At 35.0% G+C, this 16,019-nt stretch carries 14 protein-coding genes; 11 read left to right on the top strand and 3 right to left on the bottom strand.

What is annotated here, in order from left to right:
* The first annotated feature begins 349 nt into the window (after positions 1-349).
* On the top strand, positions 350-3,817 hold the full coding sequence (locus MY04_RS02570) for a hypothetical protein (RefSeq protein WP_158297527.1): 3,468 nt from the start codon (positions 350-352) through the stop codon (positions 3,815-3,817).
* A 389-nt stretch (positions 3,818-4,206) separates the two neighbouring features.
* Here MY04_RS02570 and MY04_RS02565 read toward each other — a convergent pair whose 3' ends face one another.
* From MY04_RS02565 to MY04_RS02555, 3 genes are all read right to left on the bottom strand, one after another.
* A complete protein-coding gene (locus tag MY04_RS02565; RefSeq protein WP_066205867.1) occupies positions 4,207-5,601 on the bottom strand; it encodes a nucleotide sugar dehydrogenase in 1,395 nt (464 codons plus the stop codon).
* Positions 5,602-6,195: 594 nt separating this feature from the next.
* The gene (locus MY04_RS02560) at positions 6,196-6,756 is read right to left on the bottom strand and encodes a helix-turn-helix domain-containing protein (protein ID WP_066205864.1); all 561 of its coding nucleotides are present in this window, start codon (positions 6,754-6,756) and stop codon (positions 6,196-6,198) included.
* Positions 6,757-6,820: 64 nt separating this feature from the next.
* Complete coding sequence (locus tag MY04_RS02555; RefSeq protein WP_066205861.1) at positions 6,821-7,315, bottom strand: hypothetical protein; 495 nt, start codon at positions 7,313-7,315, stop codon at positions 6,821-6,823.
* 770 nt (positions 7,316-8,085) lie between these two features.
* Here MY04_RS02555 and MY04_RS02550 point away from each other — a divergent pair.
* The 10 genes from MY04_RS02550 to MY04_RS02505 all read left to right on the top strand — a co-directional run bounded on the left by MY04_RS02550 (position 8,086) and on the right by MY04_RS02505 (position 16,019).
* Complete coding sequence (locus tag MY04_RS02550) at positions 8,086-8,607, top strand: hypothetical protein (protein ID WP_066205859.1); 522 nt, start codon at positions 8,086-8,088, stop codon at positions 8,605-8,607.
* 467 nt (positions 8,608-9,074) lie between these two features.
* Positions 9,075-9,467: an HI0074 family nucleotidyltransferase substrate-binding subunit gene (locus MY04_RS02545; protein WP_066205855.1), complete on the top strand. Its 393-nt coding sequence runs from the start codon at positions 9,075-9,077 to the stop codon at positions 9,465-9,467.
* Between the two features lie 103 nt (positions 9,468-9,570).
* A complete protein-coding gene (locus MY04_RS02540; RefSeq protein ID WP_158297526.1) occupies positions 9,571-10,071 on the top strand; it encodes a UpxY family transcription antiterminator in 501 nt (166 codons plus the stop codon).
* Positions 10,072-10,130: 59 nt separating this feature from the next.
* Positions 10,131-10,241, top strand: coding sequence for a 2Fe-2S iron-sulfur cluster-binding protein (locus MY04_RS28320; RefSeq protein ID WP_084005997.1), 111 nt, complete (start codon positions 10,131-10,133; stop codon positions 10,239-10,241).
* Positions 10,195-10,527 carry a hypothetical protein gene (locus tag MY04_RS02530; protein WP_066205850.1) on the top strand — a complete coding sequence of 111 codons (333 nt, stop codon included), beginning with the start codon at positions 10,195-10,197 and terminating at the stop codon, positions 10,525-10,527. Before MY04_RS28320 ends, MY04_RS02530 begins: the two co-directional genes overlap by 47 nt.
* 43 nt (positions 10,528-10,570) lie before the next feature.
* A complete protein-coding gene (locus tag MY04_RS02525) occupies positions 10,571-11,077 on the top strand; it encodes a CatB-related O-acetyltransferase (RefSeq protein WP_066205847.1) in 507 nt (168 codons plus the stop codon).
* 136 nt (positions 11,078-11,213) lie between these two features.
* Entirely contained in the window at positions 11,214-12,779 is a 1,566-nt protein-coding gene (locus MY04_RS02520; protein ID WP_066205844.1) for a lipopolysaccharide biosynthesis protein, read from the top strand.
* Positions 12,776-13,654 (top strand): polysaccharide pyruvyl transferase family protein, encoded by an 879-nt coding sequence (locus MY04_RS02515; protein ID WP_084005737.1) that lies wholly within the window; start codon positions 12,776-12,778, stop codon positions 13,652-13,654. The genes MY04_RS02520 and MY04_RS02515 overlap by 4 nt, the downstream gene beginning before the upstream one ends.
* Before the next feature lie 9 nt (positions 13,655-13,663).
* Positions 13,664-14,845: a glycosyltransferase gene (locus MY04_RS02510; protein WP_066205841.1), complete on the top strand. Its 1,182-nt coding sequence runs from the start codon at positions 13,664-13,666 to the stop codon at positions 14,843-14,845.
* 13 nt (positions 14,846-14,858) lie between these two features.
* The gene (locus MY04_RS02505; protein WP_066205839.1) at positions 14,859-16,019 is read left to right on the top strand and encodes a glycosyltransferase family 4 protein; all 1,161 of its coding nucleotides are present in this window, start codon (positions 14,859-14,861) and stop codon (positions 16,017-16,019) included.

The raw sequence follows: 16,019 nt of genomic DNA, 5'->3' as shown, positions 1-16,019 counted from the left end.
CTGTGTACCCGGCTCGTGTACCGAGGGGCCATGGCCGCCTCGTTGCTATGGACTATTAGCCTTCGGGCTATTAGTATACATACCCGATCTGCGTACCCGGTCTGTGCACCCGACTCGTGTACCGAGGGGCCAAGGCCGCCTCGTTGAAGACGGAGTTATATAGTACGTCTGTGTAAGATGTGAGATATGATGTTTCTGATATCTTTTACATAAAAGTTCTTGAGACTAGACTTAGTCACTCCTTCGTTCCTTAGTTTCTTAGTTTCTTAGTTCCGTTGTTCTATTGTTTTTGCTACCTTTATATATAACATCTATATTATATCATCGTTCATCACACATCAATCATTTTTTGAGACTCCTATTCCTCTTTTTTTGTTTCATCACTTTCGTTGGCAATGCTCAGACGCTTTTACAGAAAGAAAAGTGGGTGGGTGTTTATGGGCAAAAAGTAGGGAATGAAGTGATTGTACCCAGCAGTATTGAGATACTGAGTGGTCAGGAGTATGAGGTGGGAATAAGTCATGGTATGTTTTTCTTCATGGATGTTCAGGGGGATACTGTAACAGGTGATGAGATTATTCGTATTCGTTATCGTTGTATTAAGTTAGAAGATGAACAAATTACTCAGAGGCGATCTCAAGAAATTTATCGTTCGGGTGGATATGGTTTTGAGCAACGTAATGAAAGTTTTGTGATAGAAGTAGAGGAGAAACAGAAAAAGAAAGAACTGTTTTATGCTCCTAATATTGAAAAGACGGGTTCTTTGACTCGAGGGCTGTCTATGGGTAATAGTCAGGATGTATTTGTGAATTCAGCCATGAATTTGCAATTGCAAGGAAATATTACAGAGGATGTACGACTTACAGCAACATTGACTGATCAAGATGTTCCTTTTCAACCGGAAGGGAATACACAGCAGATTCAGGATTTTGATAGAGTATTGATTGAAATTGCTCATAAAAATGCAGTGCTTAATGCGGGGGATATTGTGATGCGTAATCGGGAAAGTACTTTTTTAAAATACAATAAAAATGCTCAGGGGGCTCAGGCTAAAGTGATGGTTGGGAATGAAAGTAGTAAAGTAAAATCATTGACTACGGGAGGTGTTTCTATTGCCAAAGGGCAATTTTATTCTGCCAATATTACTCCTATTGATGGAGTACTTGGACCTTATCGTTTGACAGGTCCTAATAATGAAGCCAATATTGTGGTGATAGCTGGGTCTGAAAAGGTTTATATTGATGGTGTGTTATTAGAAAGAGGTTTTGATGCCGATTATGTCATCGATTACAATCTGGCTGAAGTGACATTTAATGAAAAAATTCTGATCACTCAATATACTCGAATTCGTATTGATTATGAATTTGCGGTTCAATATTACAGTCGAACAATTGTAGAGGCCAGCCAACAATTTTCTTCCAAAAAGTGGGAAGCGGGTTTTCAGGTTTATCAAGAAAAAGACGATAGAAACTCTAGCTTGTTTTATAGTTTGTCGGATGCTGATAAAATGGTATTGGCTTCTATTGGTGATAGTTTGCAATATGCCTATGCTCCTGCTATCGACTCTGTAGAGAATTATGATGAGAATCGAGTATTATACACTATAATTGATACTTTAACAGATAATGGTACTCCTGCTCAATGTTTAAGAAGGGCGGGATCGAATGATTCTCCACTTTATAGTGCTGGTTTTAGTCAAGTTGGGAATCAAAGAGGTGATTATATATTAAAGGAAATTACTCCTTTTGGAAGAGTATACGCATGGGTCTCTCCTATCAATGGACAATCACAAGGTGATTATTTACCTGTAAGGCAACTTCAAGCCCCAAATCAAAAACAGATGATCACTGCTCACGGCACCTATAAATTCAATCAACACGAGACTATTCGATTGGAAGGTGCCTTTTCTAATCAAGATCAAAACTTATTTTCTGATATCAATAATGAGAACAATCAAGGACATGCCTTGTCATTGAAGTTCACTTCTAAAGATCGACCCATAAATAGTAATTGGAAGTTACTTTTTGATACTGAGTTGATGTACATCAATGAAGATTTCCTTCCTATTGATCGTTTTAGAAACATTGAATTTGACCGTAATTGGACCTTACCTTATGACAGTCTCCCTCAAACTGAAGAAAAGTTTATACAATCTCAAATAGCATTTGAAGATACCACCGGAAAAAGTTTTGCCTATCAAATCGCTATTCGAGATAAAGAACAAAGTATTCAAGGACAGCAACATCAAACTGATATTAAATATCACATACGTAATTGGCACATCATTGTAAATGCCTTTATGATGAATGCTGATTTACTGGCCTCAAAAGAACACTCTCAATGGCAGCAATTGAAAGCAGAAACGTTTTATAAGTTTAATGGAATTATTCCTGGCTATATTTATCAGGTCGACCAACAACAAACTACGCTTACAGAAACGGACTCTATCACCAACTCATGGATGAATTTCACAGAACATAAAGCCTACTTAAAGAAAGGAGATAGTTTGCAATGGAATTATCAATTGGATTATAGTTATAGAGAAGACCAGACCCCAATCAATGGTCAAATGACGCCTCGTACAAAAATGGATACCTATCAACTCACTATTGGGAAAAAGGGCAAAAAGGGAGGAATCAACACCAATATCATCTATAGAAAATGGACGGATTATCTTGGAACTACACCTCAAAACGAAGAGAGTTTACAGGGTAGAATCAATGGCAACTTGATTTTAGGTAAAGGAGTGGGTAAAATTAGTGGTACATATACTATCTCAAGTAGTAGAGAACTACAAAGAGAATTTGTTTACGTAAGAGTAGCTGATGGTAGAGGCACACATACCTGGAGAGATTTAAATGGAGATGGTATCAAAGACCTCAACGAGTTTTTCTTAGCACAAAACCCAGATGAACGACAGTATGCACGTTTTTATACCCCCACCAACGAATACATCCCCGCTTTCCGATCAAGTATTAACCTTAGAGCCAACTTAAACGCCCCAAGACAATGGAAAAAAAGCAGTGGATTACCCCATTTCATTTCTAGATTCTCCAACACCTCTTCATTTTTAATTGATAAAAAGTCCACTTCAGAAGACATTCAAGGTAGATATCTCCCTATCTTATCCTCCACTTCAGAAGATGACTTATTAGCTTACAAATACGCCCTCAGAAACACCTTATTCTTCAACCGCTCCAACCCCATTTATGGCGCTGACTTTAGAATTATACTATTAGAAAACCAACAACTCCTCACCCAAGGTCGAGAAAACAGATCAGACAATCGTTATTCCGTTTCAGGCAGATTAAACTTAGGCAGAAAATTCACCTTCAAAACCGAAGTCACCCAACGCAACATCCTCTCCGGATCAGATTATTTAGACGACAGAAACTACACCATATTAGAACAAGGCATTACACCATCCCTCTCCTACCAACCCAACATATTCACCCGTTTCTCCACAAGTTACACCTACACCCAAAAATTAGGAGAACTCTTCACTCAATCAGAAAACAACCAAGAAAACGGAAATTTCCATGAGATATCATTAGAAACTAAATGGAGCAAAGCCAACTTATTTACCATTACTACTAAAGCCTCTGCCATTATCCAAGAATTCCAAGGAGACACCAACACCGCCATCGCCTACGAAATGCTCAACGCACTCTCCACAGGCACCAACTTTCGTTGGAATGTTGCCTGGACGCAGACATTATTCGATGGTCTTCAATTAAGAGTGCAATATGATGGGAGAAAATCAGAAAATACTAATGTGAACCATATAGGCACTGTGAATTTGACGGCGTTGTTTTAATATGAACCAGGTAGTATTATAAGCAATACGTTGTAACGAGGGGTTACACCGCCTCGTTGGAGAATGTGATAAATACAAATCACAAAAAATCAAGATGAAAATTAACGAAAATACATCTAAGTTATTACGTTAAAGAGGGGTTTCACCACCTCTCAGGAGAGAATTACTAAATACGATAGAATCATATCCCCCCTGGTTCGAGTGTTTAGCGCAGCGACACTCGGACCCACAAATTTCCGAGGTCTCCCGACCTCGTTTATTCATCACATAAAAAACGAGCGTTAATTCAGCAACTCCTACCTCCTAATTCCTATCTCCTCACTTAAAAAAAAGAGCCATCAGGCTACCCCAATGACTCTATTTATTATAATTTCATAAATCGAGAAAAACTATTTCCCAATATTATATACATTAAACCCAATCTCCTCCAAAGCCTTTTTATCAAGTATGTTCCTTCCATCAAAAACATTCGCCGGCTTAAGCGTTGAAGCAAAGATCTTATTCCAATCATACTCCTTAAACTCATCCCATTCTGTCAATACTGCAATAGCATGGGCTTCAGAAGTCGCTTCATACGGATCGTTTACAATTTTTACTCTTTTACGAATTTCTTCAGGATCATGAGTATTCAAGTATTCCAAATCGGCATATACTTGTTCAGCTGGCACTTTTGGATCATATACAACCACTTGAGCGTTTTCATCCAATAAATGATCTGCTACATAGATTGCTGCTGACTCACGGGTATCGTTTGTATCTTTTTTAAACGCCCAACCCAAGAACGCAATCTTTTTATCGTTGACTGTATTGTATGATTTCTTGATGATTTTATCCGCAAAACGACGTTTTTGGTAATCGTTCAATTGGATCACTTGATCCCAATATTCAGCTACCTCAGTTAAACCGTAAGATTTAGCTATATATACTAAGTTCAATACGTCTTTTTGGAAACAAGAACCTCCAAAACCTACTGACGATTTTAAGAATTTTGGACCGATACGAGAATCCATACCTATCGCTCTTGCAATCTCATCTACATCTGCTTCTGTTTCTTCACATAAAGCAGACATTGCGTTAATAGATGAAATTCTTTGTGCTAAGAAAGCATTGGCCGTTAATTTAGACAATTCTGAAGACCAAACATTTGTTTGTAGTACCTGTTCCTTAGGCACCCAAGCCTCATAAATAGCCGATAAAGTATCTTTAGCCTCTTGTCCAGAAGGAGTATCATCACCGCCAATCAATACACGGTCGGGAGCCATTAAGTCATCTATTGCCGTTCCTTCAGCTAAGAATTCTGGGTTAGATAGGATTTCAAAGTTAAACCCACTTTCAGAGTTGGATAAAATATCTTTTAATGCTTCCGCAGTTCTTACTGGAAGCGTTGATTTCTCAACAACAATTTTATCTCGTTTAGCTACTCGAGCAATTTGTCTAGCACAAAGCTCAATATATTTTAAATCTGCAGCCTGACCTTTACCCTTTCCATACGTCTTTGTTGGCGTATTTACAGAAATAAAGATCATATCCGCATCCTGAATCCCTTGATCAACATTTGTTGAAAAGAACAGATTACGTCCACGAGTTTCTGCAACCACTTCTTTTAAGCCAGGTTCATATATAGGTAATTTATCTAAATCAGCATCATTCCAATCAGCAATTCGTTGCTCATTGATATCTACAATATTTACTTTAATATGTGGGTTTTTTAAAGCAATCACTGCCATTGTCGGCCCACCAACATACCCTGCACCGATACAGCAGATATTTTTTACTTCTTTCATTCTATGAATTACATTTTTGAAAACTCGAAATTAAATGAGTTTAACGTTTTATGCAAAGAAATAACTTTTTTGATGAGATTATTTATGTAATGGGTTGGAAAGGTGATAGTTTAGGGAGGAGGTAGGAATTAGGAATTAGGAGTTAGGAGTTTGGTAATAGTATTTGACGATTTAAGATTGAATTATATGAAGTAAAAGGTAATAAGTAAGAGGTAAGGGAAAACTACAAATTTAACTTGACTCATAATCAGCAAATAAACCTTCATTTAAGATTAAATTTATTCTTTGTGAAATAGAATAATCAATTTATCAAATGTCTCAATTTACAGGTCTGATTATTTCAACAAAAGAAAAGGGAGATGATTGATAAATCGTGAGCAAATGCGAATTGATTAATTTAATGAAAAGAAAGGCTAAGAAAATTTGAGTTTGCTTAATTTCCTTAGCCTTTAAATTATCATTTAAGATAATTCTTTTGAGATTTTTAAGAGGGAATTATTAAAATGCGAAATTCATTGCTTCGTCTTGTGCGGGCTTATCGTATAAGCCCAAAATTATATTAGCATAGAAAATCTCATCTTCAATAAAAGATTTTCAAGCTCCTCTAGCATATTTATAAAACATCACCCTCAAATACTTACCCATCATATCATTTTTTGATTTCTCTCCTCTTCTTTCTACCTTAAAAGACACATATTTATTGGGCTTTCTTGTTTTCAACATAAGCACCATCAATTCTTTTAGAACAGGAATATCGTTTTTATAATGATAGATCTTTTCCCAGCCTAAACGAATTTTATATCTGTGATATTTACCTCCAAAATGCCAACGTATAAAAAAGTATGTTTTCCTAGTCCAAGGTGTATCTGAATGCCAATAAATATGTCTACGATCCGCATATAGTTCGTATCGGTTTGTTCTTTTAATTGTTTTGGCTCTTTTGATTTTTGGTAGGCTCCCTACCACTTTCTTTCTAGCTACAGCCAAAGTATTGGCCTTTTCTGCTACATATTTTCCATCCACACTATTTCTCTTGATCTCTCTATATAAAGTAGACAAATGAATACCCAAGATTTGGGCGATGCGTTTTTTAGCACCACCATGTTGAAGAAGGTATTCCAGTTGTTTTCTTTGAGATAGATTAAGTTGAGACATAGTTTTATTGGTTTAAACAAGAAAAGAACAGTGGCTAACTCACTGTTCTTTATAAATAGATAGATTAAACGACTACTTCTAGTTCTTTGATCTGATGATCGTTTAAAGTCCATGCGTTTGTTGCAGCATGATCTTTAATTTGGTGTAGAAGTTCGTGTAATAAAGTAGTTTCTGTATCCAACATAATGTTGTCGATTTCTTGGAAATACACTTCCATTCCATCATTCTGCTCCAATTTTAGCTCTAGTTCGCTAATATCGGCCACCAATTTATTTTTCTCTACCACTTTCTCTTTGTACTTAGAATGAGAAACATCCATAGTCGATAATTCATTTTCGACATACGTTAATTGATTTCTTTTTTCATTCAATTCCGAAGTTCTACTTTCGAAACGAGTTCTCTTTTTCTCAGAAGAGATTTCCTTCAATACGCTTGAAGAATTGTGGTAAATGTATTCCTGATGAATACCATCATACGTTTTTTGAGTATCCTCTTGTGTTGTACAAGAAGTAGAAAGTACTCTTGCAAAGAGTGCTAATTTGTCTGTTTCTAAAGGCATGTTTGAAATCTGTTAAGTCAGTGTAATGAAATCGTTAGCTCATTTTTTACACTAGATTGAAAAATTATTTGACACAATGTTAACATGATTAAATACCCAACACAAACATTTCCTTTATTTTTTAAAGCATGTAAACATCAAAACACTAAATTTCAATCATTTGTACAAAAAATACTATATATAATTCAATTATCACCAAAACGGTCAACCCTATTTAGGGAAGTACAACCTGCTACCTGCTACCTACTACCTGCTACCTGCTACCTGCTACCTGCTACCTGCTACCTGCTACCTGCTACCTGCTACCTGCTACCTAAAATAACCTCAAACCACACTAAAGTCCAAAATCAAAACCAAGTTATTAAACGTACCCTCCACACCTTTTCTTCTCATAAAACAAAAAAATAACAGTAAAATCCAATCAATTTTAACATCTTAATTTATCTTAAAACGCTCTAACTGTTTCATTTTATTACATTTACGATTTCGAGTAAAAAAAATACTCATGAAAATTTGACATTAACATTCATTGCTATCATTTTTGGCTTGCCTTATTGAAGCAGTCACGGAAAAACAAAGATGTGACTGACGGGGCGAAGCCGTGGGAAAAATTCACTTTTTAGTTCCCACACATCTCTATAAACATCAGATTTCTAGTATTTTAAAACAACTACGATATTGGTAAAAGGTAAGAAGTAAGAGGTAATGTTAATTTATTTATGTAAAAAAGCGAAAACCTACTACCTACTACCTACTACCTACTACCTAGTATGATCGACGCCTTAATTACCTCCAAAACCAGACTAAAACTCCTTCTAAAATTCTTTCTAAACCCCGCTAACACTTCCTATTTAAGAGGATTAGCCACAGAGTTTTCCGAATCCACCAACAGTGTAAGAGTGGAATTGAACCGACTAGAGCAAGCACAAATGCTCGAGTCATTTTTTGAAGGAAACAAGAAATTTTTTAAGGTAAATACCTCACATCCCTTGTTTGTCGACATACAGGCAATCATAAAAAAATACATAGGGATTGATACTATTATAGAAAACGTATTAAACCGTTTAGGAAATCTACAAGAAGTCTATCTAATCGGAGATCTTGCTCTAGGTAAAGAAACCGATAAGATTGAATTAATCCTTGTGGGAGATATTGATTTAGTATATCTCGATCAATTGATCCTAAAAATGGAAAATACTATTGAAAAGTCTATTTCATACACAAGAGTGGATGAGGTGGATGGAAAGGACTCTTCTAATATGTTGAAGATATGGAGTGTAGGTAGTAGGTAGCAGGTAGCAGGTAGCAGGTAGCAGGTAGCAGGTAGCAGGTAGCAGGTAGCAGGTAGCAGGTAGCAGGTAGCAGGTAGCAGGTAGCAGGTAGCAGGTAGCAGGTAGCAGGTAAGTTATTTTATAGATGAACTTGATCCTAATATTGAAAGAAGAAATTAGATAGAATAATATAATTTCTCAATAGATTTTATTGAAAAGACATCTAAATAAACATACCTCTAATCTTAAATAATTGTAGGCTACAACTCCGTCTCCAACGAGGTGGCCTTGGCCCCTCGGTACACGAGCTGCTTACACAGGCTGGTTACATGCCCTAGATACACATACCGGTTTCAGGGACTGTCTACACATATTATGTGTGAACATATAGTAATTAGGTAGAAACAAGAATTTATATTAGACGTTGTTTTTAAATAAAAAAGTTTCAAAAGCCCAGAAATTCATTCCTGGGGATGTAAAATATACCTATGGAACAATTAAGATATCAACAACGGTTTGAAAATTTCAAAAGAGCTTTTGCTCAACTTGAGAGGTTCATGCAGCATCCTAATCTGAATGAGATGGAGGCACAAGGTCTAATAAAGGCTTTTGAATATACTTATGAGTTATCATGGAAAGTCCTTCAAGATTATTTAAAAGAAGTAAAAGGCTATGTTGATATCAGTGGACCAAACCCTGTTATTAAACAAAGCTTTCAAGACAATATTATAAGTAATGGGACTGATTGGATGAAAATGCATAAAAGCAGAAATCTCACTTCTCAGGCTTTTGATAATGAAATTGCCAATGATATTATTCAAGATATAAGAACTATACATTATAATTTATTTTTAGATTTTAAAAATAAAATGAATCGTTAATAAATTATTTGAATAGAGCCACTGACAACATTAGGGCTAGTTTTTACAAATAACCGTATCAAAAGCCCAAGTATTCATTCCTGGGGATAATAATTATATAATATTGACAGAAAACAAAAAACAATGGATGGCCATCTACACCAAACCACGCAACGAAAAAAAAGTTGCAGATCGTTTGGAAAAAGCGGGCTTCGAAGTCTATTGTCCTATGTACACCACTCTCCGACAATGGAGTGATCGTAAAAAAAAGGTAACTATCCCAGCCATGCCTTCTTATTGCTTTATTAAAATTGAAGAGAATAAACGTTGGGAGGCACTTCAAGATCCTGGAGCAGTTCGTTATGTTTTCTGGCAAGGTAAACCCGCAATAATTAAAGATATTCATATCCATGCATTCAAGCGCTTTATGGGTGAAATTGAAGAAGAAGATCAAATCTTTAATGCTGAAATTTCTGATGGTGATCGAGTGCTAATGCGAAAAGGAGCGTTTATGGGGAAAGAAGGTGATGTGATTCGAACGCATAAGAATGGTACGATTGAATTAATTCTTTTGGAAATTGGTTTGAAAGTGGTTGTTGAAAAGAAAAATGTAGATAGAATTTAATATGTACACACTGTTTCATAAAAAATAATAAATAATTCGATTGTGCTTCAAATGAAACAATATTTGATGCTGTAAAAAGAAATAATATACATTTGGAACATAGCTGTTTAAAAGCTAGATGTAGTGCTTGTAAGGTTAAAGTTTTTAGATGGAAATACCGAAAGAATTGAAGAGGATCTTATTCTAACAGACGAAGAAAAAGAAAACAATCACATTCTTTCTTGTAATACAAAACCTAAATCTAACCTTAAATTAGATATTGAAGATCTTGGAGATATCACAATTTACGACTCCAAAATTTATCCTTCTAAAATAAATAAAATTGAAAAACTCACAGATGATGTTATTGCTATAGAATTACGTTTACCTCCTACAGTTAATTTTCAATTTAACGCTGGACAATATGTCAATTTAATAAAAGGAACCACGAAAAGGAGTTACTCTATACAAAAGTAAACGCTGTTAAAACCCTAGTTTTTTAAATTAAAAATATATTTCTATGTTGAAAGTATTGAAGAAAATCATAAAAATATCATCTAAGGCAGATACCGCACCTTACCTAATAGAAAGTACAAAGCGTGTTACTGCTGGAAAAATGAGCTATCATAATGGGAAATTTACTATACAAGGCTCACAAGAAGTTAAAATAGGATCGTTTTGTGCATTTGGGGAAAATATAAATATTATCACAGAAAATCATGATTATAATTATCCTGTTATGCAGTATACTTTCTATCGTCACTTTTTTGGGAAAGAACACCCAGGAACACTTAAAGATCCTCCAAACAAAGAGCGAACAAAAGGAGGTGTTGAAATAGGACATGATGTTTGGATTGGGCATAACGTAACAATTTTATCTGGGGTAAAAATTGGAAGTGGTGCTATACTAGCTAATGGTTGCATAGTTACAAAAGATGTTGAACCATATTCTATTGTAAGTGGGATACCAGCAAGAAAAATAAAAAACGTTTTGATGATAAAATTATTGAATATTTACTTGAATTAAAATGGTGGAATTGGAATGATGATAAAATTAAAAGGAATTTGAAGTTTTTTGAGTTAAATCAGAACCTATTAAAAGTGGAAGAAATAAAATCAATAGTTATTCAGTAAATTAATTAGTAGGAAATTTTATCTATAAAATGGACTCTAGTAAAAATAATAAACGTATCGCTAGTAATACTATAATGCTGTATTTACGTATGATACTCACTATGTTCGTATCACTGTATACATCTCGTGTGGTCATAAATGTACTAGGTATTGAAGATTATGGTATATATAATGTTGTGGGTGGGGTAGTAATTACGTTTGGGTTCTTAAGCGGTGCTATGAACTCTGCAACACAACGCTTTTTAACATATGACATTGGTGAAAATAATCATGTTCAACTACGTAAAACATTTAATGCTGCACAAATCATTCACATTTGTATAGCTATTTCAGTTGTAATATTTGCTGAAACCATAGGATTATGGTTTGTCACTTTTAAGTTAAATTTGCCGGAAGTAAGGCTTGAAGCAGCCCTTTGGGTATATCATTGTTCCGTTTTGTCATTTGCAATTACAATAATCCAAGCTCCATATAGTGCACTTATTATAGCTCACGAGAAGATGAGTGTTTTTGCATATTTAAGCATTACGGATGTTTTGCTAAAATTGTGCACTGTGTTTTTTCTGTCGTACATTACATTTGATAAACTAGAACTCTACGCTCTTTTAATTTTTGGTGTTAGCGTAGCCATAGCTGCTATTTATCGTATTTATTCGAGGATATATTTTGAAGAAACAAAGTTCTTAATTGTAAATGACAAGGCATTATATAAAAAGTTATCTAGTTATTCTCTTTGGAATTTATTTGGAGCGATTTCTTTAGTCGCAAAAACACAGGGAGTAAGTATAATATTAAATATTTTTTTCGGTGTTATTGTAAATTCAGCTTTGGGAGTTGCCAACCAAGTTTCTGGTACAATTACGTCTTTTGTGAGTAATTTTCAGATGGCAAGCAATCCACAGATTATTAAATCATATGCTACAAATCACAAAGAGTATATGTCTAATTTGGTGATTCGCACTTCAAAATTCTCATTTATTTTGCTTTTTATATTGATGCTTCCTGTATTTATGGAAACAGAATATATACTACAACTTTGGCTAAAAAAAGTACCTGAACATTCCGTGATTTTTATAAAACTTATTTTAATAGAGGCATTAATACAATCGATTTCGGGGTCTTTGATGGCTGCAGTATCTGCTACTGGTAAAATAAAATTGTATCAATTCGTAATTGGAGGATTTTCGTTATTAATTTTGCCAATTACTTATCTTTTATTTACGATCGGTTTACCAGCGGAATTTACTTTCATAGTGAGTGTCAGTTGTGCTAGTTTGGCCTTAATATTTCGGTTGATTTTTATCAAAAAATTAATTCCAGAGTTTAAGGTTGGTCAATTTATACATGAGGTTTTAGTCAGAAATGTTGCCGTGATAATTATGTCATTGATGATTCCAATGACATTATCGTTAATCATGCGCCCTAGTTTAATCCGGTTGAGTTTAGTAGTCATAACTACGTGCAGTAGTTGTATAACTACTTTTTATTACATAGGAATGAATAATAATGAAAAATTATTTATGAGGAATACCTTAATGAAAGTAGGTGGAAAGTTTTTACAAATTTATAAGAATAAATATAATAGTCCTAAATGATTCAAATCTTAATAAAAATAAAAGAAAATTTAAAGTTATTACAACGACCAGTACTAGTTAATGCCTTTGTATACCATAAAAAAGGAAAGGTGATAAGCGAAAATTGGGGAGATGATATTAACTATTTTTTCCTTCGCGAAATTATCAAGCGACCGATTACTGTATTCAACCAATATTCTTTGGCGTACCGCCTAAATCTTAAGAACTATCTTGTAATAGGTTCAGTTATAGACATGCTCAGTAGAAAGAATACTGAGATTTGGGGAGCAGGGATCATTGATGAAAAGAATGTGTTAAGCATTAAACCTAACAAAGTGTATGCTGTTCGAGGACCATTAACACGAAAAAAGTTATTGGAGCAAGGTGTTAAATGCCCAGAGGTATATGGTGACCCAGCATTATTGATACCACTTCATTACAAGCCTAGTGTTAAAAAAGAATATTCAATAGGTTTTATACCCCATCGTTCTAATCTAGAAAGAATAGATGATTTTACAATTGATGGTGTACAAATATCAGAACGACAAGATATACTAGTGATTGATTTATCTAATTATAAGAAATGGACAGATATAATTGATCAGATATGTAGTTGTGAAAATATTATTTCAGCTTCACTTCATGGATTGATAATGGCTGAAGCTTATAAAATACCTAATGTATGGGTTGAGTTTGGTAAGCCTCTTATTGGCGGTCATTTTAAGTTTCATGATTTCTTTCTCTCAATAAGAAGAGATAGAGAAACTCCTTTTATTATCGATAATTATGAATTTCCTTTGAAAGATATTCAAAAAGAGCTTTTGTCTTGGCAGCCAGGATATATCGATTTACAACCCCTCATTGATTCTGCACCGTTTCCAATTAATTTACTATAAGTTTAATAAATGAACATCCTCTACCAAACATACGGAAAAGTACACTCTTTCAAAGGAGGCACAGAGCGAACTACCGTTACTGTAGCTAGTGTTTTAACAAAACAGTATGGTGCGAAATGCTTTTCTATTTATGAAAAACCTGCTGATACCCCCAAAGAGGATTGTTTCGTTAAAGAGTTCCTTTGGAAACCTCAAAAGGAATTGTCAAAGAATATCCAAGCACTTAGGAATATTATAGATGAAAACCGTATAGATTGCGTTATTGTACAAGGGGCATTTATTCATGTATCTAGATTCAAAGCTGCTGTAGAGGGCACAGCATGTAAAGTTGTTTTTGCACATCATTTTGAGCCACGATGGGAACTTGTGTTTGGGCGTTTTGGTGATATCATTAAATATAAACCGGGTTCTTTTATTGATTTTGCCCGATGGATTAAAAGTATACTAATGTACCCATTAACAACGATCCGTAAGGAAAAACAACTTTCCTCAGCCTATAGAATTGCTTATGAGTCTGCGGACCGTGTGGTGTTACTTTGTCATAATTTCATTAAGTCTTATGGTGAATTTGCAGGTATACATGACCACTCAAATTATACGGTTATTCCTAACGCATTATCTTTTGATGTTAAATCTAGCTTTGATGAGCTCTCAAAACAAAAAGAGGTACTTATTGTAGCGCGTTTCGATGAACCATCAAAAAGACTATCATTGGCGCTTCGAATTTGGAAACGTGTGAAACAAAACCCAATTGCAAATGATTGGACACTCAAAATTGTAGGCGATGGTAATGATCGAGACCTGTATGAACGCATAATCCAAGATGAGCATATCCCTGATGTAAGTCTTGAAGGTAGGCAAGATCCCATTCCCTACTATAAAGAAGCATCCATCTTTATGATGACTTCAAGGAGTGAATCTTGGGGGTTGACCCTAACCGAGGCACAACAGATGGGTACAGTACCCATTGCTTTTGATAGCTACGCATCATTACACGATATTATTACTAATAACGAGAATGGTGTAATTATAGAGGAAGGTGATATTGACGATTACGTAAACCGAATGAAAACATTGATGAGTGATAAGAAACTTTTGGATCGTATGGCAAAGCAAGCTATCATATCTACAGAACGATTCTCAAAGAGACGCATAGCGGAAATGTGGTGGGAATTACTAACCGAAAAATAAATCACAAAACGATATGAGTAGAAAGATGATAAATGTTTTATACGTAACATTCGCTTCCAAAAATTTTGATGGTGCAACTTATTCACTCATGGACTTGATTAAATCAGTTCAGGAATACGTCCATCCTATTGTCATGGTTGGAGAAGAAGGCGTTGTGTATGATTACTTTACCGAAAATGGTGTAGAATGTATCGTGTCTGACTTTAAAGAAGACTTGGTAGGAAAACCTGTAAAATTCCATCAATATATCAAATATGTTGTACAATTTATTCCAAACCAGTTGACTTTCTATCGTAAAAACCGAAAATGTGCAGAAAATATTGAACAAATCTTGAAAGGAAGGAAGATAGACATCGTTCATGCCAACAATACAGTTATGTCGGTTAATTATAATATAGCCAAGATACTTAAAGCTAAATCTGTCTGGCATCTTCGGGGCTTTATGGACTTGGCCTTGGGCTGGATGCCCTTAAGAGGATGGAAAAAATATTATAATACGCTAAAACAAACCGATGCTGTAATTGGCATTTCTAAGCCTGTTCTTGAACATTATGTTTCTTTGGAACGCAAGAATGCTTATGTTATATCGGATGCCGTAAGGAGCAAAGATGATTCATGTCTTGTGATGCCAAAGGAAAAATATTTTCTGTTTTGTGCTGGATACTTGACAGAACAAAAAGGGTGTGGCTTTGCCATTTCTGCCTTTGCAAAGTCGGGACTAGCATCCAATGGTTTTAAATTGAAAATAATCGGCGAAGCTCATCCTAAATATTTGTCAAAATTAAACCAAATCGTGGGGCACGAAGGGTTATCAGATGCTGTGGAATTTCTAGGTCGAAATGACAAAGTAAAGGAATATATGAGCCTCGCAACTGCTTTCTTGATGTGTTCTGAAAATGAAGGTTTAGGACGTGTATCCATAGAAGCCATGTTTTATGGCTGCTTAGTTATTGGTCGCAACTCTGGAGGGACTAAAGATTTCGTGTTTGATGGCAAAACTGGATTGTTGTTTAACGACATAGATGAGTGCGTCGCAGCAATGCAAAATGCTGTCGAAATAGACCAACAAGATATAATCCATAACGCCCAGCAATTTGCGCAAGAAAATTTCTCTATTGATAACTATGGTGTCAAGATATTGAACGTATATAACAAGGTACTAAACAAAGCCTAA

Source organism: Flammeovirga sp. MY04 (genome assembly GCF_001682195.2).
In the GTDB taxonomy this organism is placed as follows: domain Bacteria; phylum Bacteroidota; class Bacteroidia; order Cytophagales; family Flammeovirgaceae; genus Flammeovirga; species Flammeovirga yaeyamensis.
This window is presented reverse-complemented; position numbering and strand designations above follow the sequence as displayed.

Bases quoted from the DNA above. Each gene is read 5' to 3' on its own strand.
- MY04_RS02525 (WP_066205847.1), top strand. From the start codon at position 10,571: ATGTTGAAAGTATTGAAGAAAATCATAAAAATATCATCTAAGGCAGAT.
- MY04_RS02545 (WP_066205855.1), top strand. From the start codon at position 9,075: ATGGAACAATTAAGATATCAACAACGGTTTGAAAATTTCAAAAGAGCT.
- MY04_RS02515 (WP_084005737.1), top strand. From the start codon at position 12,776: ATGATTCAAATCTTAATAAAAATAAAAGAAAATTTAAAGTTATTACAA.
- MY04_RS02560 (WP_066205864.1), bottom strand. From the start codon at position 6,756: ATGTCTCAACTTAATCTATCTCAAAGAAAACAACTGGAATACCTTCTT.
- MY04_RS02565 (WP_066205867.1), bottom strand. From the start codon at position 5,601: ATGAAAGAAGTAAAAAATATCTGCTGTATCGGTGCAGGGTATGTTGGT.
- MY04_RS02505 (WP_066205839.1), top strand. From the start codon at position 14,859: ATGAGTAGAAAGATGATAAATGTTTTATACGTAACATTCGCTTCCAAA.
- MY04_RS02550 (WP_066205859.1), top strand. From the start codon at position 8,086: ATGATCGACGCCTTAATTACCTCCAAAACCAGACTAAAACTCCTTCTA.
- MY04_RS02555 (WP_066205861.1), bottom strand. From the start codon at position 7,315: ATGCCTTTAGAAACAGACAAATTAGCACTCTTTGCAAGAGTACTTTCT.
- MY04_RS02510 (WP_066205841.1), top strand. From the start codon at position 13,664: ATGAACATCCTCTACCAAACATACGGAAAAGTACACTCTTTCAAAGGA.
- MY04_RS02520 (WP_066205844.1), top strand. From the start codon at position 11,214: ATGGACTCTAGTAAAAATAATAAACGTATCGCTAGTAATACTATAATG.